The 17642-nt window shown below is 67.8% G+C and carries 15 protein-coding genes; all 15 read right to left on the bottom strand.

Features of this window, described 5'->3' with window-relative positions:
* Positions 1-2: 2 nt before the first annotated feature.
* Complete coding sequence (locus tag GTW51_RS08650; protein ID WP_163043510.1) at positions 3-1016, bottom strand: ABC transporter permease; 1014 nt, start codon at positions 1014-1016, stop codon at positions 3-5.
* The gene (locus GTW51_RS08645; RefSeq protein ID WP_163043509.1) at positions 1016-2503 is read right to left on the bottom strand and encodes a sugar ABC transporter ATP-binding protein; all 1488 of its coding nucleotides are present in this window, start codon (positions 2501-2503) and stop codon (positions 1016-1018) included. The genes GTW51_RS08650 and GTW51_RS08645 overlap by 1 nt, the downstream gene beginning before the upstream one ends.
* A gap of 63 nt (positions 2504-2566) precedes the next feature.
* A complete protein-coding gene (locus GTW51_RS08640; protein WP_163043508.1) occupies positions 2567-3562 on the bottom strand; it encodes an autoinducer 2 ABC transporter substrate-binding protein in 996 nt (331 codons plus the stop codon).
* A 23-nt stretch (positions 3563-3585) separates the two neighbouring features.
* Positions 3586-5106 carry an FGGY family carbohydrate kinase gene (locus GTW51_RS24465; RefSeq protein WP_163043507.1) on the bottom strand — a complete coding sequence of 507 codons (1521 nt, stop codon included), beginning with the start codon at positions 5104-5106 and terminating at the stop codon, positions 3586-3588.
* Positions 5103-6203, bottom strand: coding sequence for a M42 family metallopeptidase (locus tag GTW51_RS08630; RefSeq protein WP_163043506.1), 1101 nt, complete (start codon positions 6201-6203; stop codon positions 5103-5105). Before GTW51_RS08630 ends, GTW51_RS24465 begins: the two co-directional genes overlap by 4 nt.
* On the bottom strand, positions 6203-7186 hold the full coding sequence (locus tag GTW51_RS08625) for an ABC transporter permease (protein WP_163043505.1): 984 nt from the start codon (positions 7184-7186) through the stop codon (positions 6203-6205). Before GTW51_RS08625 ends, GTW51_RS08630 begins: the two co-directional genes overlap by 1 nt.
* Positions 7187-7194: 8 nt before the next feature.
* Positions 7195-8004, bottom strand: coding sequence for a BtpA/SgcQ family protein (locus GTW51_RS08620; RefSeq protein ID WP_163043504.1), 810 nt, complete (start codon positions 8002-8004; stop codon positions 7195-7197).
* A 46-nt stretch (positions 8005-8050) separates the two neighbouring features.
* Positions 8051-8776, bottom strand: a complete 726-nt coding sequence (locus GTW51_RS08615; protein WP_203565971.1) for a DeoR/GlpR family DNA-binding transcription regulator — start codon at positions 8774-8776, stop codon at positions 8051-8053.
* 174 nt (positions 8777-8950) lie between these two features.
* Positions 8951-10099, bottom strand: a complete 1149-nt coding sequence (locus tag GTW51_RS08610; RefSeq protein ID WP_163043502.1) for a M20 family metallopeptidase — start codon at positions 10097-10099, stop codon at positions 8951-8953.
* 94 nt (positions 10100-10193) lie between these two features.
* A complete protein-coding gene (locus GTW51_RS08605; protein WP_163043501.1) occupies positions 10194-11270 on the bottom strand; it encodes an AbrB family transcriptional regulator in 1077 nt (358 codons plus the stop codon).
* Between the two features lie 27 nt (positions 11271-11297).
* Positions 11298-12677 carry a M20/M25/M40 family metallo-hydrolase gene (locus tag GTW51_RS08600; RefSeq protein ID WP_246232803.1) on the bottom strand — a complete coding sequence of 460 codons (1380 nt, stop codon included), beginning with the start codon at positions 12675-12677 and terminating at the stop codon, positions 11298-11300.
* Between the two features lie 34 nt (positions 12678-12711).
* Positions 12712-14361 (bottom strand): dipeptide ABC transporter ATP-binding protein, encoded by a 1650-nt coding sequence (locus GTW51_RS08595; protein WP_163043500.1) that lies wholly within the window; start codon positions 14359-14361, stop codon positions 12712-12714.
* Positions 14358-15755, bottom strand: a complete 1398-nt coding sequence (locus GTW51_RS08590) for a M20 family metallopeptidase (RefSeq protein ID WP_163043499.1) — start codon at positions 15753-15755, stop codon at positions 14358-14360. The genes GTW51_RS08595 and GTW51_RS08590 overlap by 4 nt, the downstream gene beginning before the upstream one ends.
* A gap of 28 nt (positions 15756-15783) precedes the next feature.
* Positions 15784-16686 (bottom strand): ABC transporter permease, encoded by a 903-nt coding sequence (locus GTW51_RS08585; RefSeq protein ID WP_163043498.1) that lies wholly within the window; start codon positions 16684-16686, stop codon positions 15784-15786.
* The gene (locus GTW51_RS08580; protein WP_163043497.1) at positions 16683-17600 is read right to left on the bottom strand and encodes an ABC transporter permease; all 918 of its coding nucleotides are present in this window, start codon (positions 17598-17600) and stop codon (positions 16683-16685) included. Before GTW51_RS08580 ends, GTW51_RS08585 begins: the two co-directional genes overlap by 4 nt.
* Positions 17601-17642 lie beyond the last annotated feature (42 nt).

Raw genomic sequence — 17642 nt, 5'->3', positions numbered from 1 at the left:
TTTCAGACGGCGGCGCGCGCCAGGCGCTCGCGCCGCGCGCGATAGCGGTCGGTCAGGATGGGCAGGCCGGTGCCGATGATGATCAACAGGCCGACCACCACACGCTGCCAATAGGACGGCACCCCCGCACTCAGTAGCGAGGTGTTGATCATGGTGATGACCAGGGCGCCGAGCAGGGCGCCGGTGACGGTGCCGTGGCCACCCGCGATGCGCGCGCCACCAAGGACGACGGCGGCGATGACGTTCAGCTCGGTGCCGACGAGGTCGAACGGGTTGGCCATGCGCGACAGCGTCATGTGTGTCATGCCGGCGAGCCCGGCGATCGCCCCGGCGATCACGTAGATCCAGATCTTCACCCGCGCCACGTCGATGCCGATGCGCCGGGCACCCTCCTCCGACCCGCCGATGGCATAGATCTTCCGGCCGAACATGGTGAAGTTCATCAGGATGGCGACGAAAAGCGTCACGCCGATCAGCACCACGAAGGAGAGCGGCAGCGAGACGAGCTGGCCGACGGCGTTCTCCATCCGCACGATCATCGTCCGGGCGAAGCTGATGACGTTGCGCGGCACGCCGGTCAGGTAGGTTGTTCCGACGAATGTGAGCAGCGCGCCGCGGAACAGGCTGAGCGTGCCGAGCGTGACGATCAGCGTCGGCAGCCCGAGCCCGCCGATGAGCAGGCCGTTGATCAGGCCGAGCGCCGCGCCGATCAGCGCGCTCGCCAGGAACAGGCCGATGATCGGCACGTCGATGTCGATGCCGAGCACCAGCGTCATCGTCGTGTACATGGCAAAGGCGCCGATCGCCGTGAACGACACGTCGATGCCGCCGGAGGCGAGCACCATCATGACGCCGAGGGCGAAGATACCGGTCACCAGCGAGTTGCGCATCAGGTCGACGAGCGTCGCCACGGACAGGAAGCCCGGGTTGGTGATGCCGATGGCCAGCGCGAAGACCAGCGCCATCAGCAGGACGACGCCCTGGGCCGAGCCGAGTATGTTGGACAGTGCGCGCATCAGGCGTGCCCCTCCCTGGTGACTTCCGCGTAGACCGTGTCCTCGTCCACCGCCTCGGCGTCGAAGCTGGCGGTGATCCGGCCCCTGACCATCACCAGGACGCGGTCCGACAGCGCCATGGCCTCGCCGATATCGTCGGTGACCACCATCACGGCCGTCCCCGACCGGCTGAGCGCCACCAGGATCTCGTGGATCTCGCGCTTGGAGCCTATGTCGACCCCGACGGTCGGCCCGTTGAGGATGATCAGGCGCGGCGAGCGCTCCATCCAGCGGACGAGCACGACGCGCTGCTGGTTGCCGCCCGACAGCGTCGCCACGGACGGCTCGATGCCGGGGGTCTTGATGCGCAGCCGCTCAACCGCCTTGCGCGCCTGTGCCTTGAGCCGGGTGCGGCTGAGGAAGCCGCGTTCCTTCAAGGTGGCGACGGTGATGTTGTCGCCGATCGGCTGGTCGAGGAAGAGCCCTTCGGTCAGCCGGTCTTCGGGTACGTAGGCGATGCCGGCATCCATGGCCTGCCGGGCGTTGCCGAGAACCACCGGCGTGCCGTCGATCTCGATCTGCCCCTCGTCCGGCGCCATCAGGCCGAACAGCGACAGCGCAAGCTCGGTCCGGCCAGACCCGAGCAGGCCGACCACCGAGACGATCTCTCCCGGCCGCAGCTCCAGATCGACGCCGGCATAGTCGCCGCGCCGCGTCAGCGACCGGGTTGTCAGGAAGGGCTTGGCTTCCGGCGCATTATCACGGAGCAGGCGCTGGGTCTCGACGTCACGGCCGGTCATCTCGCGGCCGAGCCGTCGGCCGTCGAATTCCGTCGCCGGCCCCTCGGCGACGACCTTGCCGTCGCGCAGGATGGTGATCGTGTCGCAGAAGGCGAACACTTCCTCGGTCTTGTGGCTGACGAACAGAAAGGCGACGCCGTCGGCCTTCAGCGCGGCGATGATGTCGGCCAGATGCCGCACCTCGCTGCGCGTCAGCGCGGTGGTCGGCTCGTCCATGACGATGATGCGTGCCTCGTTGGCAAGCGCGCGGGCGATCGCCACCAGCTGCTTGGAGGCGACCGGCAGGGATTCGACCATTGCGTCCGGATCGATGTCGACCTGCATGCGCGCCAGCGTCTCGCGGGCGATGCGCTTTTCCGCGCCGCGACGGTGCCAGCGCTCGCCGTTGGCGACGAATTTGAGGAAGGCGATGTTCTCCGCCACGGTCAGGTTCGGGAACAGCGAGAAGTCCTGGTAGATCACCGACAGTCCGGCCGCGATCGCCTGGCGCGGATCGCCGGACAGGGCGTTGCCGGCGATCGTCACGCTGCCGGCGTCGCTGCCGACGACGCCGGAGAGAATCTTGATCAGCGTCGACTTGCCGGAGCCGTTTTCGCCGGCCAGGCACCGCACCTCGCCCGGCATCAGCGTCAGCGCCACATCCTCGAGCACGCGCACGGGCCCGTAGGCCTTGCGGATGCCGGTCATCGAGAGGACGGGTTCGACCATGTGCGTCTCCGGTGGATTGCAGGCGAAGGGCCGCCGTCGCCGACGGCGGCCCTTCCTATCCCTTTAGAAGTCGTATTCGTCCATGTTGTCGGCGGTGACGTCGACCCAGGCCTGGCCGTAGACGACCTTGCCGTCGACCTGGACGTCGTTGTAGCCCTCGACGCCGAGATCGGCACCGCTTTCGACGGTCTCGCCGGCCAGCGCCTTCTCGGCCAGGACGTTCATGGCATAGCCGGCCTTGGCCGGATCCCAGAACGAGATCATGTCGATCTCGCCGGTCTCAAGATACGGGCCCGACACCGACGGCAGGCTGGTCCCGACGATCGACACCTGGTCGCTGACGCCGGCTTCCTCGACGGCCAGTGCCGCACCGACCACGTCCTCGCCGGCGGAACCCTGGATGCCCTTGAGGTTCGGATAGGTGCGCAGCAATTCGCGGGTCTTCTGATAGGCCTGCTGCTGCTGCTCGGCCGATTCCTGCTTGCCGCCGACCAGGGTCATGTTCGGGTAGTTCTTCTCCTGGTAGGCGATCGCCGCGTCGACCCAGGAATTGTGCGTGACCGAGGTGAGATAGCCGACGAACACGGCGTATTCGCCCTCGCCGCCCATGTCCTTGGCGAGGCGCTCCATCAGGTGCTCGCCATAGGCGGCGTTGTCGAAGGCCTCGAGGTCGTAGGTGATGTTCTGCAGCGTCGCGCCCTCGTGGGCGATCACGACGATGTCATTCTCGAGCGCGCGGGCGAGCACCGGCTCGAGGGTCTGCGGCGAGTTCGGCACGACGTTGATGGCGTCGACGCCGCGCGCGATGAGGTCCTCGATCAGCTGCACCTGCAGCGCAGCGTCGGCCGTCGCCGCGCCGACCTGGGTGGCGTTGTTGCCGGTGGCTTCCGCATATTCCTCGACGCCCTCTTCCATGCGGTTGAACCAGGCGATGCCCGACAGCTTGACGACGGTCACCATCTCCTTGGCGTCCTGCGCGCCCACGGTGCCGATCGTGCCGGCGACGAGCATTGACGTCAGCAATGCGCCCGCCAGGGCGCCCTTCAGTTTCCGATGCATATGCACTCTCCCTTGTTGTGGCATCACCCGATGCCGTCTCGATTTGGCTCGGCGGGCGGCCGCATCAGATCGCGGGTCCGCTCGTAGAGTTCCCGATAGGTGCCGAAGCCCCGATCGTAGGTCGCGGCGTGCGCGGCACGCGGTTCGATGCGTCCGGCCACCGGATTCCAGCCGTCGATGTCGGCCGGTGCGGCGTCCCCCACGCCGACCGCCGCTAGGAACGCGTTGCCGAAGCTCGCCCCGACGGTCTGGCGCCTGAGCACCTGCGCCTCGCCGCTCGCATCTGAGACCGCCTGCGACCACACGGCATTCTTGGTGCCGCCGCCGACGGCGGAAATCTCGTCCGGTCGGTCGCCGACGTCCTCGTAGGTTTCCAGGACGTGGCGGACGCCGTAGGCGATGCCCTCCAGCACGCCGCGATAGACGTCGCCGCGGTTGTGGGTCAGGTCGAGGCCGAAGATCACCCCCTTGGCATGCGGATCGTGCAGCGGCGTCCGCTCGCCGGAGAAATACGGCAGCACGATCAGGCCATTGGCGCCCGGCGGCGAGACCGCGGCCTCGTCGGCGAGCTGCCCCATCGCGCCGTCTTCGGAGAGGTCGCGGGCGAACTGCTCGCGGAACCACTGCGTCAGCGTGCCGCTCGTCGCAAGACCCGACATCAGGGCGTGCTGACCGGGGAACAGCCACGGCGCGGACCAGAGCCGGCGGTCCCGCGCCGGATCGGCGGTGACGAGGATCATGAAGATCGTCGAGCCGTACATCAGCATCATCTGGCCCGGCCGGGCGACGCCGACGCTGACCGCCTCGGCCGCCGCGTCGATCGTCCCGGCGATGACCGGCGTGCCAGCGGCCAGGCCGGTCTCGGCGGCGGCGCGCGCGGTCACCGTGCCGGCGATCTCAGACGTCCAGAGCAGTTCCGGCAGGCGCTTGCACTCGACGATGCCGGCGCACAGATCGTCGGCCCAGTCGTGTTTCGTGGGATCGTAGAGCGGCTGGAAGCTCGCGGCCGAATAATGGTCCAGCACGCGCCGCCCGGTGAGCCGCTCGACGAGGAATGTCGTCGAGTTCACGAAGGCAGTAGCGTCTCGGTAGATCTCCGGACGATGGCGCTTCAGCCAGAGGATCTTCGGCCCGACCGACTGCGAGGTCAGCGGATTGCCGGTGCGCGCGAGCAGCGTGTCGGCACCGATCCGGTCGGTCAGTTCCGCGATCTCCTCATGGGCCCTGGTGTCGACGCCGTAGAGCACGGCGTTCATCAGCGGCCGGTTGTCGGCATCCACCGGCAGCATGCACGGGCCGATGCCGCTGGCACCCACCGCTCGGATCGCTTCTGCCGGCAGGCCGCATTCGGCCACCAGCTGCCGCGCGATCGAGGCGAACTCGCCCCACCAGTCCGCCTCGGCATCGTGCTCGGCCCATCCCGGCTGCGGCACGATCATCCGGTGCGAGCGGCTGGTCGCGGCCAGCACCTCGCCGGTGCCGGACACGACGACGCCCTTGGTCTGATAGGTGCCGACGTCGATGCCGAGATAGGCCCGGCTCACGTATAGAGGTCCCGGTCGAGATCGAAGCCGGAGGCCATGCGCGAGATCGCCCCGACGACCAGCCCGGTCAGGTCGACGAGGTCGTCGAGATCACAGACTTCCAGCGAGGTGTGGGTGTAGCGGCTGGGGAAGCAGAGATCGATGCAGGCGACGCCCTCGCCCACCAGCTGCACATAGGCGGAGTCGGTCAGCGCGCCGACATGGGCTGTGCGCTGCAGGGCGATGCCGTCCTCGGCCGCGGTGCGGGCGACGAGCGCCGTGAGCGCCGGGTGCGGAATGGTGCCGTTCAGCGTGCCACGGCCATGGAAGGAATAGTGGCTCATCGCCGGTCCGCCGCCGAGCACCACCTCGCCGCGATGCACCATGTCGGGCGTGTCGGCGGTGAGCGCTAGGTCGAGCTGGATGGCTATATCCGGCTGCAGCGCCTGCGCCGCCACCATCGCGCCCCGCAGGTTGAACTCTTCGAGCACCGCGAAGACGAAATGGATCGTCGGGCGGGGCTGGATGTCCTTCAGGAGGCGCGCGGCCTCCACCACTACCGCGCAGCCGGCCCTGTCGTCGACCGAGGTGCCGGCCACGCGGTTCTCGTTGAGGTGCAGGACGCGCGGCTCGTAGACCACCGGCGTGCCGATCTCGATGCCGAGCTCTCTGGCGGCGGCAGCGGAATCGACGCCAATATCGATGAACAGGTCGGCATAGGGCGTGACCTTGTATTTCTCCTCGGGGGGCGTCGCGTGGTGGCTCTTGTTGGCGATGATGCCGCGCACGTCCCGCCCCTCCCCGACGCAGAACAGCACGCATTGCGCGGCCAGCGCCTTCTCCGGAACACCGCCCAGCCGCTCGATCCGGATTAGGCCATTCGGCTCGATCTTGCGGGTCACGAAGCCGAGCTGGTCGGTATGGGCGAACAGCATGACGCTGGGGGCGCCGACATCGCCAGGCAGCGTCGCGATCAGATTGCCGAGCCGGTCGGTGCGGGAGGCAAGGCCCATCTCGGTCAACTCACCGGCGATGCGCCGGCGCACCCGATCCTCATGGCCCGAGAGGCCGGGGATCATCATCAGATCGGCGACGAGGTCGCGCAGTCTGTCTTTCATCAACTGGATGCCTTTCGAAAACGTGGTCTCAGCCATCCCACCCCGCCCTCCATCAGGGCGCGCACCGACATGACGATGATCAGCAGGCCGCCAAAGAAGAGGTCGCGGGCGAAGGCCGAGAAGGCGAGGAAGTTCAGGCCCGAGGAGATCAGCTGCAGGGTGATCACCGCGAGGACGACGCCGATGGTCGAGCCGAAGCCGCCGAACGGGCTGACGCCGGCCAGGATGTTGATCAGGATGACCAGCAGGAGATAGGACCCGCCGTAATCGGCATTGGCTGAATTGACCCGGGCCAGGATGACCAGTCCGGCGATCGACGCGATCACCCCGGCGATCGCGTAAACGCGAATGATCAAAGACGTCTCGCCGATGCCGGCGAAGCGGGCCGCGGTCGCGTTGGCACCGTAGAGCCGGGCACGCATGCCCGATGCCGTGAAGCGCAATAGGATACCGAGCGCCAGGGCCACGACGGTGAAGATGACCAGAGGCATCGGGATCATGCCGCCGATCGACCAGTTGCCCCAGGCACCGTACCAGGCGGGAACACCGGTGATCGCCGGGCCTCTTGTGATGACGATGCCGATGCCGCTGAACAGCTGCATCGTCCCCAGCGTCGCCAGGATCGGCGGCAGCCTGAGATAGGCGATGAGGCAACCGTTGAGCACGCCGCAGGCAAGGCCAACCAGCAACGCCGCGGGGATCGCCAGCCAGGCATATTCCGGCCCGGCGCGCAGCAGCAGCGCTGCGATGATCGAGGCGAGGTTGGCGATGGCCACAACCGACAGGTCGATGCCGCCGCTGATCATCGTCGGCAGCACCGCGAGCGCGAGCAGGCCGAATTCCGGGAACTGCGATCCCATCGAATTCAGGTTCGCAACGGTGAGGAAGTTCGGCGTCGTGACGCTCAGCACGACGAGGATCGTCAGCGTCAGCACGCCGAGGCCGACAATATAGGAACCAGTGGAGTCGTGCCGTGTGCTCATCGCTTACCTCAATCGCCGCGCGCCGCCTTGGCGAGCCGCATGAATTCGGCGGCCCGCTCGGCGTCGACCGGTTTCCAGGTGTCCCCGTCGATCTTCAGCGACGAGCCGACGATACAACCGTCGGCGACCTTCAGCACGTCCGCCACGGTGGTGTGCTTGACCCCCGTATTGGCGAGGACCGGCGTGGTCGGCAGGACCTTCTTGACGGCGATCAGATCAGTCATCTCGGCCGCCTCGCCGGTGATCGCACCGGAGACGAGGATCGCGTCCGGGATCGAGGAGAACACCGCCGAACGCGCCCGGTCCGCTAGATCGCGCCGGTCGAGCGAATAGGCGAACTCGGCCGACACGTTGGCCAGCATCGCGACGTCCGGCCGGTGCAGCCGGTCGCGATAGCGCATCGCTGCGCCGGCATTCGGGGTCCAGGGACCCATGTCCGAGGCATAAGTGCCGGTCAGGATCTCGCGCAGGAACGAGGCGCCGGTCGCCGCCGCCAGCGCCACCGAGGCCATCGGGTCCCACAGGACGTTGACGCCAAAGGGCTTTTCGATCTCGGCCCGGAGCTGGCCGATGACATAGGCCATGGTGGCCGTCGAGGCCGTGTCGACCTTCAGCTCGTAGGGGCGATCGTTCTCGTTGCCGAACATCACCGCGTCGACGTCGGCGGCCTGCAGCGCCTTGAGATCGCGCCGCGCCGCCTCGACGATCGCCGCGACGCCGCCTTCGCTGTCGTAGAGCGGCGAGCCTGGCAGCGGCGCCAGATGGACCATCGCGATGACCGGCTTCTTGTCGCCGAAGATCGTCTTGAATTTCGTCATGGGTACGTCGGATCCCGTTGTCTGTTCGCCGCGGCCGCGGACAAAGTCAGTGAAGTTCGCAGCGCTTGAAAAGCGTACGATAAGGTTCAAGCCGGACGGCCGCGGTCCGGTCGGTGATGAAGAGGTCGATCGCCTCGAGGCCGCAGACGGGCACCGGGGCGCGTCGGCCGAGCTTGGAGTGATCGGCAAGGAGAAAGGTGGAGGCGGCGCAGACGATGCCGCCATGCTTGACCTCGGCCTCCTCGGCCGTGGAATTGGAGATGCCGTCATGGTCCACGGCATCGGCGGCCATCAGGAAGACGTCGCAGGACAGCTCCGACAGCGCCCGCAACGTCCAGTCGCCGACGAGGCTGTAATAGCCGTTGCGGACCTCGCCACCGAGAAGCGAGACGCGGGTCTCGCCGGCAGCCGCGGCTTCGGCGATCTTGAGGTCCATCGCGAACACATGGATCGGCCGGCCCGCAAGGGCTCGGGCCGCTGCCAGCGTCGTCGTGCCGGAATCGACGAGGACGCGCTGGCCGTCCTTCAGCTGCCGGGCCGCGGCCCTTCCGATGCGAGTCTTCGCCGCCTGGTGGACACGCAGCTTTTCCATGAACAGAGGTTCGGACGGCCCGCCTTTACCCGGCGCGAAGACGCCGCCGTGGGTCCGTGCCGCCAGCCCGGCGCGCGAGAGCACCTCCAGATCGCGCCGTGCCGTAGGACCGGAAATGCCGAAATGCTCGATCAGCTCGCCGACAGTCACCTGGCCACGCGCCGCAATGAGCTCGGCCATGCGGCGATGGCGCTCCTGGGGAAACCGAACCTGCTGCCGATCTGCGACTGCCATGACATGATCATTAATGATCATTCGAGGCGCGTCAACAGGGGGCCGACCACCTGTGCCGCCAGTCCCTGATTTTACGCGGCCGGCCTTCGGCGAAGAGACCGGCATGATGCAGGAGAGCGATCAGGCGATTGCATCGAGAAGATTGGCAAGCAGTGCCGTGCGGGGCGCGACGCTGTCGACGAGGATGTACTCCTCGCTCGTATGCGCCCCGGCGCCGTCAGCGCCGAGCCCGTCGAGCGTCGGGACCCCCAGCGCGGCGGTGAAATTCCCGTCCGAGCCGCCGCCCGTCGCCATGCCGACGAGGTCGATCCCGAGATCGGCGGCCAGCGCGTGCGCGGTCTCGAACAGGGCCTTCGCCGCGTCCGACTGGACATAGGCCGGCCGGTTGATCCCGCCCTCGACCGTGACCGAGATTTCCGGGTCGCCGGTCTCGATCGTGCGGATCTTTTCGAGGATATCGGCTTCGGAGGCCGCGTCGGGCAGGCGCGCGTCGACGCTCAGGCGACAAAGTGCCGGGATGACGTTGCGGCCGGTCCCGCCCTCGATCATGCCGACCGTCACGGTGACGCCGCGCTCGGGATCGTTCAGCGCCTCGAGCGCGAGGACGATCCGGGCGGCGGCTCGAATGGCGCTGCGGCCATCCTGCGGCCGGGTACCGGCGTGCGAGGCGCGGCCGCGGACGGTGATGTCGAACATCGCGACGCCCTTGCGCGCGACGACGATCTTGCCGCCCTCGCGCGCCGGCTCGACCACCAGCGCCGCATCGGCGCCGCGGGCCGCCGACTCGATCGCACCGCGCGACGTCGGGCTGCCCATCTCCTCGTCCGGCACGAACATCAGGGTGATGTCGGGCGGGCTGTCGCCGGCCCGCGACGTGACGAGTTCGAGCGCGTGCAGCGCCATCAGCGCGCCGGCCTTCATGTCGTAGATGCCCGGCCCGTAGATGCGCCCGTCTTCCTCGCGCCAGGGTAGCGGGCCGGCCAGCGTGCCGACCGGATGGACCGTATCGAGATGGGCGAGGACGAGGACGGAGCGGCGGTTGGAGGCCGGGGTCTTCGCCATCGAGCGTACGGTCAGGATGTCACCGAACCCGCCCTGCCCGGCCGTCCGCTCTACGTGCAGGCCCGAGGCAAGCGCCCGCGCCTCGACCAGCCGGGCGAGGTCGTTGACGCGCGCGCCGTCCGGCGTCGGGGTCTCGATCTCCACCCATTGGCGCAAGGTCGCGAGCAGGGCCGGAAGGTCGATGTCGGTGGCGCGTAATTTGCTCAAGGCTTATTTCCTCATGATGGTCATTGCCGGCAGCAGGTCGGCCACGTCGAAGCGCTCTGTCCGGTCGCCTCTCCCGACGACGCAACGCGATCACTCAGGGGTTCGGCTTTCGCCGCTCCACCCACCGGAAGATCGGCGCGGCTGCGGCCATGACGAGGACGACACGGACGATGTGATGGGTGGCGACGAAGGCGACCTCGATCTGCAGGGCGAGCGCGATGACGCTCGTCTCCACCAGTCCCCCCGGGGCGTAGGCGAGCGCCACGGAAACCACGTCGAGCGGCGTCACGGCAGCCAGGGCAAACGCGAAGCAGACCGCGCTGGCGATCAGGATGAGGAACGAGCCGAACGATAGGATCAGCGTCCGCAACATTTCGCTCGGTGCGGTCCCGACGAAGCGACAGCCCAGCGTGACGCCGAGCACCAGCTGGGCGATCCAGACGATCTCGCGTGGCGGCGCCGTGTGCGTCCAGCCGGCCAGGTGCACGACGCCGCTGGCGATCATCGGGCCGAGCAGATAGGGCGCGGGCAGCTTGAGCCTGCGGCCGAGGACGGCGCCGACGACGCCGGTGCCGATCAGCCAGAGGATCGATTCCAGGCTCGCCCCGCCGATCGGGGCGCCGGTGGCCGCACCCGTGCCGATGTCGCCGCCGCCTAGGGCGGGGATCAGGAATGGCAGGCACGACACCGTCAGCAGGATGCGGATCGAATGGACGAGGGCGATGCGGCGGGCATCCCCGCCGCGGGCCTGGCCGAGCAGCACCATCTCGATGAGCCCGCCCGGCATGCCGGCGAAATAGGCTGTCGGCAGATCGTAGCCGCCGATCTTGCGGAAATAGACGACGCAGGCCACGCCGGACACGAGGAGGAACAGCATCAATCCGGCGAGCGTCGGGATCCACGCCCCCATGCGGCTGACCATGTCGGCCGAGAAGCTGGCGCCGAGCAGGACCCCGAGCACCACCGACATCGGCGGGCGAACGATCATCGGCGCCCGCACGGGCAGCTTGATCAGGGCGGCCAGCGTGCAGGCGAGCATCGCACCCAGCATCCAGGGCAGCGGCCATCCCATATAGAGAAAGACCGCCGTGCCGAGCCCGCCGATCCCGAGCGCCAGCGCGAAGCGGGGATAGTCGAACCGGGCCGGATAGAACGCGCTGAGCATGGTCATGCCGACACTTCCGAGGTCTGCATGGCGCTAGCGGGCCGAGGCCGCGATCTGCGCGATGATCGCCGCGCCGGTGCGGATGCCCTTGTGGAAGAATTCGAGCCCGATGTTCTCGTCGGGCGCGTGGTTGCGCTCGTCGGCATTGGCGTAGGGCACGAAGAAGGCCGGTATGCCGAGAATGCGGGTGAAGGCGGAGTCGGGCCCGCTGGCGCCGATCATCGGATAGAGCAGCGGCGGTTGCTCGTGGCCGAGCGTCACCGCACGGATAAGCGCCTCGGCGAACGGGTGATCCATGTCCGTCTTGGACGGATGCTTGCCGCCGCCCTGCCGCACGACCGCAACGCCCGGCGCGTGCCGGCGCACGTGGTCCTCGACGAGCGACAGGACCTTCTCCGGCGCCATTCCGTCGACCAGGCGCATGTCGCATTTGGCCTGCGCCTCGCAGGGGATCACCGTCTTGATCCCCTTGCCGGTATAGCCGCCGACGATGCCGTTGATGGTGAGGGTCGGCTGGAACATGATCCGGTCGAAGAGCGGCCGGTCACGCGGCGCGTCGAGTTCGCGGATACCGATTTCCCGCTTCAGCGCGTCGAGGTCGACGGGCAGCGCGTCGGCGGCAGCGCGCTCGCGTTCGCCGGGCGGGATGATGTCGTCGTAGATCCCGTCGATGGTGATCGTCCCGTCCGGGCTCTTCATGGTCGCCAGCAGTTGCACCAGCGTCCAGGCCGCGTTCGGTGCGATGCCGCCGAAATTGCCGGAATGCAGGTCCCGGCTGGCTTCGCGCGCGACGAGGTCGAAGCGGACGGCGCCGCGGGTGCCGAACATGATCACCGGCTTGCCGGAGGCGTCGAGCGGCCCGTCGGCGGTCACGACGAGATCGGCTTTCAGCAGCTCCCGGTTGGCTTCGACGAACGCCTCGATATGCGGGCTGCCCACCTCCTCCTCGCCTTCGAGCAGGATCTTCACGTTGCAGGGCAGGTCGCCATGCACCTTCAGCCAGGATTCGATGGCCAGGATCTGCGCGAAGTGCTGGCCCTTGTTATCGCCGGCACCCCTGGCGTAGACGCGCCCGTCGCGGATCGTCGGCTCGAAGGGTGGGCTGGTCCAGGCCTCCAGCGGCTCGGGCGGCTGCACGTCGTAGTGGCCATAGAACAGCATCGTGGGCAGGCCCGGCTTGAACGGCAACGAGCCGACGACCATCGGATGGCCGTCGGTCTCGATGACCTGGACGTCCATCCCCATGTCGCCCAGCATCGTCTCGAGAAGCGCGGCGACCTCGCGGATGCCGATATCCTGCGCGCTGATCGAGGGCTGGCGCAGATACTCGATCAGCCGTTCAACGAAGACGTTCTCGTTGGCGGTGATATGCCGGAAGATCGGCGCCAGCATCGGCTCGTTCGCGTTGTCCAAGCTGTCCGTCCCTCCGCCTCGGGTGCCCTTGCCGTCAGGCACTGGCCGGCTCGATCTGCGGCACGTCCCAGTTCATGCCCGGCATCGAGGCGAGCAGCGACTTCGTGTAGTCGTTGGTCGAGTGCTCGAAGATGGCGCGGGCCGTGCCGATCTCGACGATCTCGCCGTTCTTCATCACCGCGATCCGGTCGGAGATTTGCGCCGCCACCCGCAGGTCGTGGGTGATGAACAGCATGGTGAGGCCCATGCGGTCGCGGACGTCCTTGAGCAGCTGGAGCACTTCCTTCTGCACCGAGACGTCGAGCGCCGAGACCGCCTCGTCGGCGATCAGGATCTTCGGCTCCATCATCAGCGCGCGGGCGATGCAGATGCGCTGGCGCTGTCCGCCGGAGAACTGCGAGGGGTAGCGGGCAAGAACCTCCGGATCGAGGCGCACGATGCGCATCAGCTCGTGTGCCCGCTTCCACGCTTCGTCCTTGGCCATGCCGAAATTGATCGGCGCGCTCACCAGCTGGTCGCCGATCGTGCGGCGCGGATTGAGCGAGCCGTAGGGATCCTGGAAGACGATCTGGATCTGGCTCCGGAAGCGCCGCAGCTTCTCCTTCGGCAAGGCGGCAAAGTCGGTGCCGCCGATCAGCGTCTCGCCGCCGCCGTCGGGTTCGATCAGCCGGATCAGCGTCCGCACCAGGGTGGTCTTGCCGGAGCCGGACTCGCCGACGATGCCGAGCGTCTCGCCGCGCTTCAGGCTGAAGGTCGCAGGCCGCACGGCGTGAACCGTGCGCTCCGGCGACAGGAAGGTGCGCGCGACGTGGAAGGTCTTGGCCAGACCCCTCACCTCTAGCACGGTCTCGGCGTCGGCGGGCAGCGGCACCGGCTCGGCCGAGCGACGCGGCGGCACCGCGGCGATCAACTGGCGGGTGTAGGGATGCTGCGGGTTCGACAGGACCTGCTCGGCGAGGCCTTCCTCGACGATCCGCCCCTTTTCCATCACCACGACCCGGTCGGCGATTTCGGCGACGACGTCGAAATCATGGGTGACGAAGAGGATGCCGGCGTCGTGCGTGTCCTTCAGCCGCTTCATCAGCAGCAGAATCTGCGCCTGCGTGGTCACGTCCAGCGCGGTCGTCGGCTCGTCGGCGATCAGCAGCGAGGGGTTCATCGCCAGCGCCAGCGCGATGACGATGCGCTGGCGCTGCCCGCCGGAAAGCTGGTGCGGATAGGAGCGGTAGATTCGATCGACGTCCGGGAGATGCACCTCTTCCATCAGCGCCAGCGTCTTCGCCTTGCGCTCGGCCTTGCCGATGCTGCTATGCGCCTTGAAGACTTCCTCGATCTGGTCGCCCACCGTGAAGCACGGGTTGAGCGAGGTCATCGGCTCCTGGAAGATCATCGCCATGCGGTTGCCGCGCAGCCGGGCATGCTCGCGCGGCCGCATGGTGAGGATGTCGCATCCCTCGAACACGACGCGGCCGGCCGAAGGCTTCAGTGCCTTCGGCAGCAGCCCCATCGTGGTGAAGGCCGTGACGGATTTGCCCGAGCCCGATTCCCCCACGATGCAGACGATCTCGCCGGCGTTCACGCGGAAGGAAAGTTCTTCCACCGCGTGAGGCCGATCGCCGCTCTTCGGCAGCTCGACGGTCAGTCCGTCGACCACCAGGACGGGTTCGCGCTCGGTCTGGCTCATGCCGTCCGCTCGCCGATGTCGTGGAAGATCCCGGCCATCATCATGGCGGCCTCTTCTGCGACCGAGAGGAGCATGTGCTCATCCGGCGCGTGCTGGCCGCAGGCGCGGTGCGAATGCGGCACCCAGACCGTCGGCATGCCGAGCGTCTCGACGAAGATCTCGTTCGGCAGCGAGCCGCCGAGATTGGGCAGGATGGCCGGCACCTTGCCGGTCGTCTGCTCGATCGAGGCGGCGACGAGGCGCACCCACTCATTGTCCGGGTCGGTGCGCGTCGCGGTGAAGAAGCCGCGCTTCATCGGCTCGATCGCGATGTCCTGGAACCCGTGCGCGTCGAGATGCTCGCGCAGTGCCGGCAGGATGCGATCGGTCTCGACACCGACGACATAGCGCAGCTGGCACGTCGCGCGGGCATTGCCGGGCACGGCGTTGACCGGCGCCTCGGGACGCCCGCAGGTGTAGGCGAGAATCTCGAAACTGGACCAGCCGAAGACCTGGTCGGGACCGACCAGGCCGGGCTCGCCCCACTCGGGGTCAGTCTCGGGGTCGCTGGCGTCCGGCTCGAGCGAGATGGTCGAGAGCGCCTTGCGGACGTTCTCGGGAATCTCGCCCGGCGTCCATTCGCGGATGGCGAGACGGCCCTTGGCGTCGGTGATGGTCGCCAGCGCGTGGGCGAGCCGAATCCCCGGGTTGACGAGCAGGCCGCCCCAGTTGCCGGAATGGTAGGCGCCCGGGCGCTCGTCGGCGATGAGGTGGAAGCCCATGCCGCCCCGCGCGCCGAGGAACATGGTCGGCGTGCCCGGCGCGGTGCGCGGCCCGTCCGAGGCGATGAGGACATCGGCCGCAAACAGGTCGCGATGGGCCGCCGCGATCTCGACGAGACCCGGCGAGCCACTCTCCTCGCCCATCTCGATCATCACCTTGACGTTGAAGCCGAGCTTGCCCTTGGCCTCGAGGACGCAGCGAAGCGCGGCGATGTTGATCGTATGCTGGCCCTTGTTGTCGACCGTGCCGCGACCGAACAGGCGGCCGTCCGCCTCGTCGAGCCGGAAGGGATCGCGCCCTTCCTTCCAGTCGCCGCCCATGCCCCAGAGCACGTCGCCGTGGCCATAGGTCAGGATCGTCGGCAGCGCGGCATCCTCGATCCGCTCCGCGAAGAGCACCGGCAGGCGCTCGGCGGCGGGGTTTTCCAGGATGCGGGTGGTGAAGCCCATGGCCTCGAGATCCGGCGCGATCTCCTGCGTCAGATAACGCCGGTGATCGGGGCCCGAATCCTCGCGCGGGCTTTCCGAAGGGACAGCGACGCGCCGGGCGAGTTCGGCCTTGAACGTGCCATTCGTCACATAGTCCCGGGCGGCGGAGACGCCGCTTTCGCGCGTGCCAATTCCATTGGACATGGCTGTCACTCCCGTATCGATTTGCATGTCAGTTGCGGTTTTCCGGCGCCATGGCGTCGCGCAGGCCATCCCCGGCCAGGTTGATCGCCATCACCAGCACGAAGATCGCGGCGCCGGGGATCATGATCAGCCAGGGATCGAAGAGCAGGAACTGCCGCCCTTCGGCGACCATCAGACCCCAGGAGGGCGTCGGCGGCTGGACGCCCAGCCCGAGGAAGGAGAGCGCTGCTTCCAGCAGGATCGCCTGCGCCATCTCGAAGGTCGCGATGACCGCCAGGCGATCGAAGATGTTCGGCAGGACGTCGCGGAAGATGATCTGGCGCGTGGTGAAGCCGAGCGAGCGGGACGCCTGGATGTATTCCTGGTTGCGCAGCTGCTGCGTCGCCGATCGCGTCACCACGGCGAAGCGGTCCCACAGCAGGAAGCCCAGCACCAGCACGACGACGGTCAGCGACCCGCCGAACAGGGCGACCACGGCGAGCGCCACCATCACCACCGGCAGCGTCAGCCGCGTCATGATGAAGAAGTTGATCAGAAGGTCGATCTTGCCGCCGAAATAGCCGGCGAGGACGCCGAGCGTCGTGCCGATCAGGCCGGAGGTGATCACCGTGAACACGGCGATCAGCAGCGAGATCCGCGCGCCGTAGATGATGCGGCTGAGATAGTCGCGGCCGAGCCCGTCGGTGCCGAGGACATGCTCCCAGGAGCCGCGATCCATCCAGACCGGCGGGACGACGCGGTTGCTCATGCTCTGCGAGTACGGGTCGTAGGGCGCGAGCAGCGGCGCGAAGATGGCGATCAGCAGGATCAGGATGAAGACGGCTGCGCCGAGGACGAATGTCGGGTTGCGGCGCAGGCGCCGCCACGCATCGCTCTTGGGCGCACCCTGCCCGGCCGGGGGTGCGACGATGACAGGATCGACGGCGCTCATTGGATACGAATCCTCGGGTCGAGCCAGGAATTGACCATGTCGGACAGGAGAACCAGGGCGATGTAGAAGACCGCGACGATCAGGAGGATCGCCTGGACGACCGGCAGGTCCATGCGGGAGATCGATTCCCAGGCGAGGTAACCCAGCCCCTGGATGCCGAAGACGGTCTCGATGACCACCGACCCGCCCAGCATGTTGCCGAACTGGACGGCGAGCAGCGAGATCACCGGGATGACGGCATTACGCAAGGCGTGCTTGAAGATCACCTTGCCGGTGCCGATGCCCTTGGCTCTGGCGGTCCGGATGTAGTCGGAGGACAGCGCCTCGATCATGCCGGCGCGGATCAGGCGCATCATCGGCGGCGTCGAGTAGTAGCCGAGCGCGATGGCCGGCAGGATGAAGTGCGCGAGGGTCGTCGAGCCAGAGGCCGGCGCCCAGCCGAGCATCAGCGAGAACACGACGATCAGGATGAGGCCGAACCAGAAGTTCGGCATGGCCTGGCCCATCACCGCGATGGCGAGTGCCGTCCGGTCGACGATGGAGCCGGGCCAGAGCGCCGCCAGCACGCCCAGCGGCACGGCCAGCGCGAGCATCACGAGCGCCGCGAGCGCCGCGAGCGTCAGCGTGTTGGGCAGGCGGTAGACGATCAGGTCGGCGACCGGCTGCTGGAAGAACAGCGAATTGCCGAAGTCGCCCCTCAGCGCATTGCCGAGCCATTCGACGTAACGGATCACCCAGGACCGGTCGAGGCCGAGCTCCGTGCGGATCGCCGCCATCTGCGCCGGCGTCGCCTCCTCCCCGGCGATGGCGGACGCAACGTCGCCGGACGCATTGAGGAGGAGGAAGGCCAGCAGCGAGACGGCCAGGCAGACGCAAACCGCCAGGCCGATCCTTTGTGCCATGTAGAGAAGCATGGGGTTTCCCGTCGTCGATTAACGACCTGCGAGGCGAGCTGG

The organism is Aurantimonas aggregata (assembly GCF_010500835.1).
Taxonomy (GTDB): Bacteria; Pseudomonadota; Alphaproteobacteria; order Rhizobiales; family Rhizobiaceae; genus Aurantimonas; species Aurantimonas aggregata.
The sequence above is the reverse complement of the archived record's forward strand: the minus strand, read 5'-3'. Positions and strand labels throughout refer to the sequence as shown.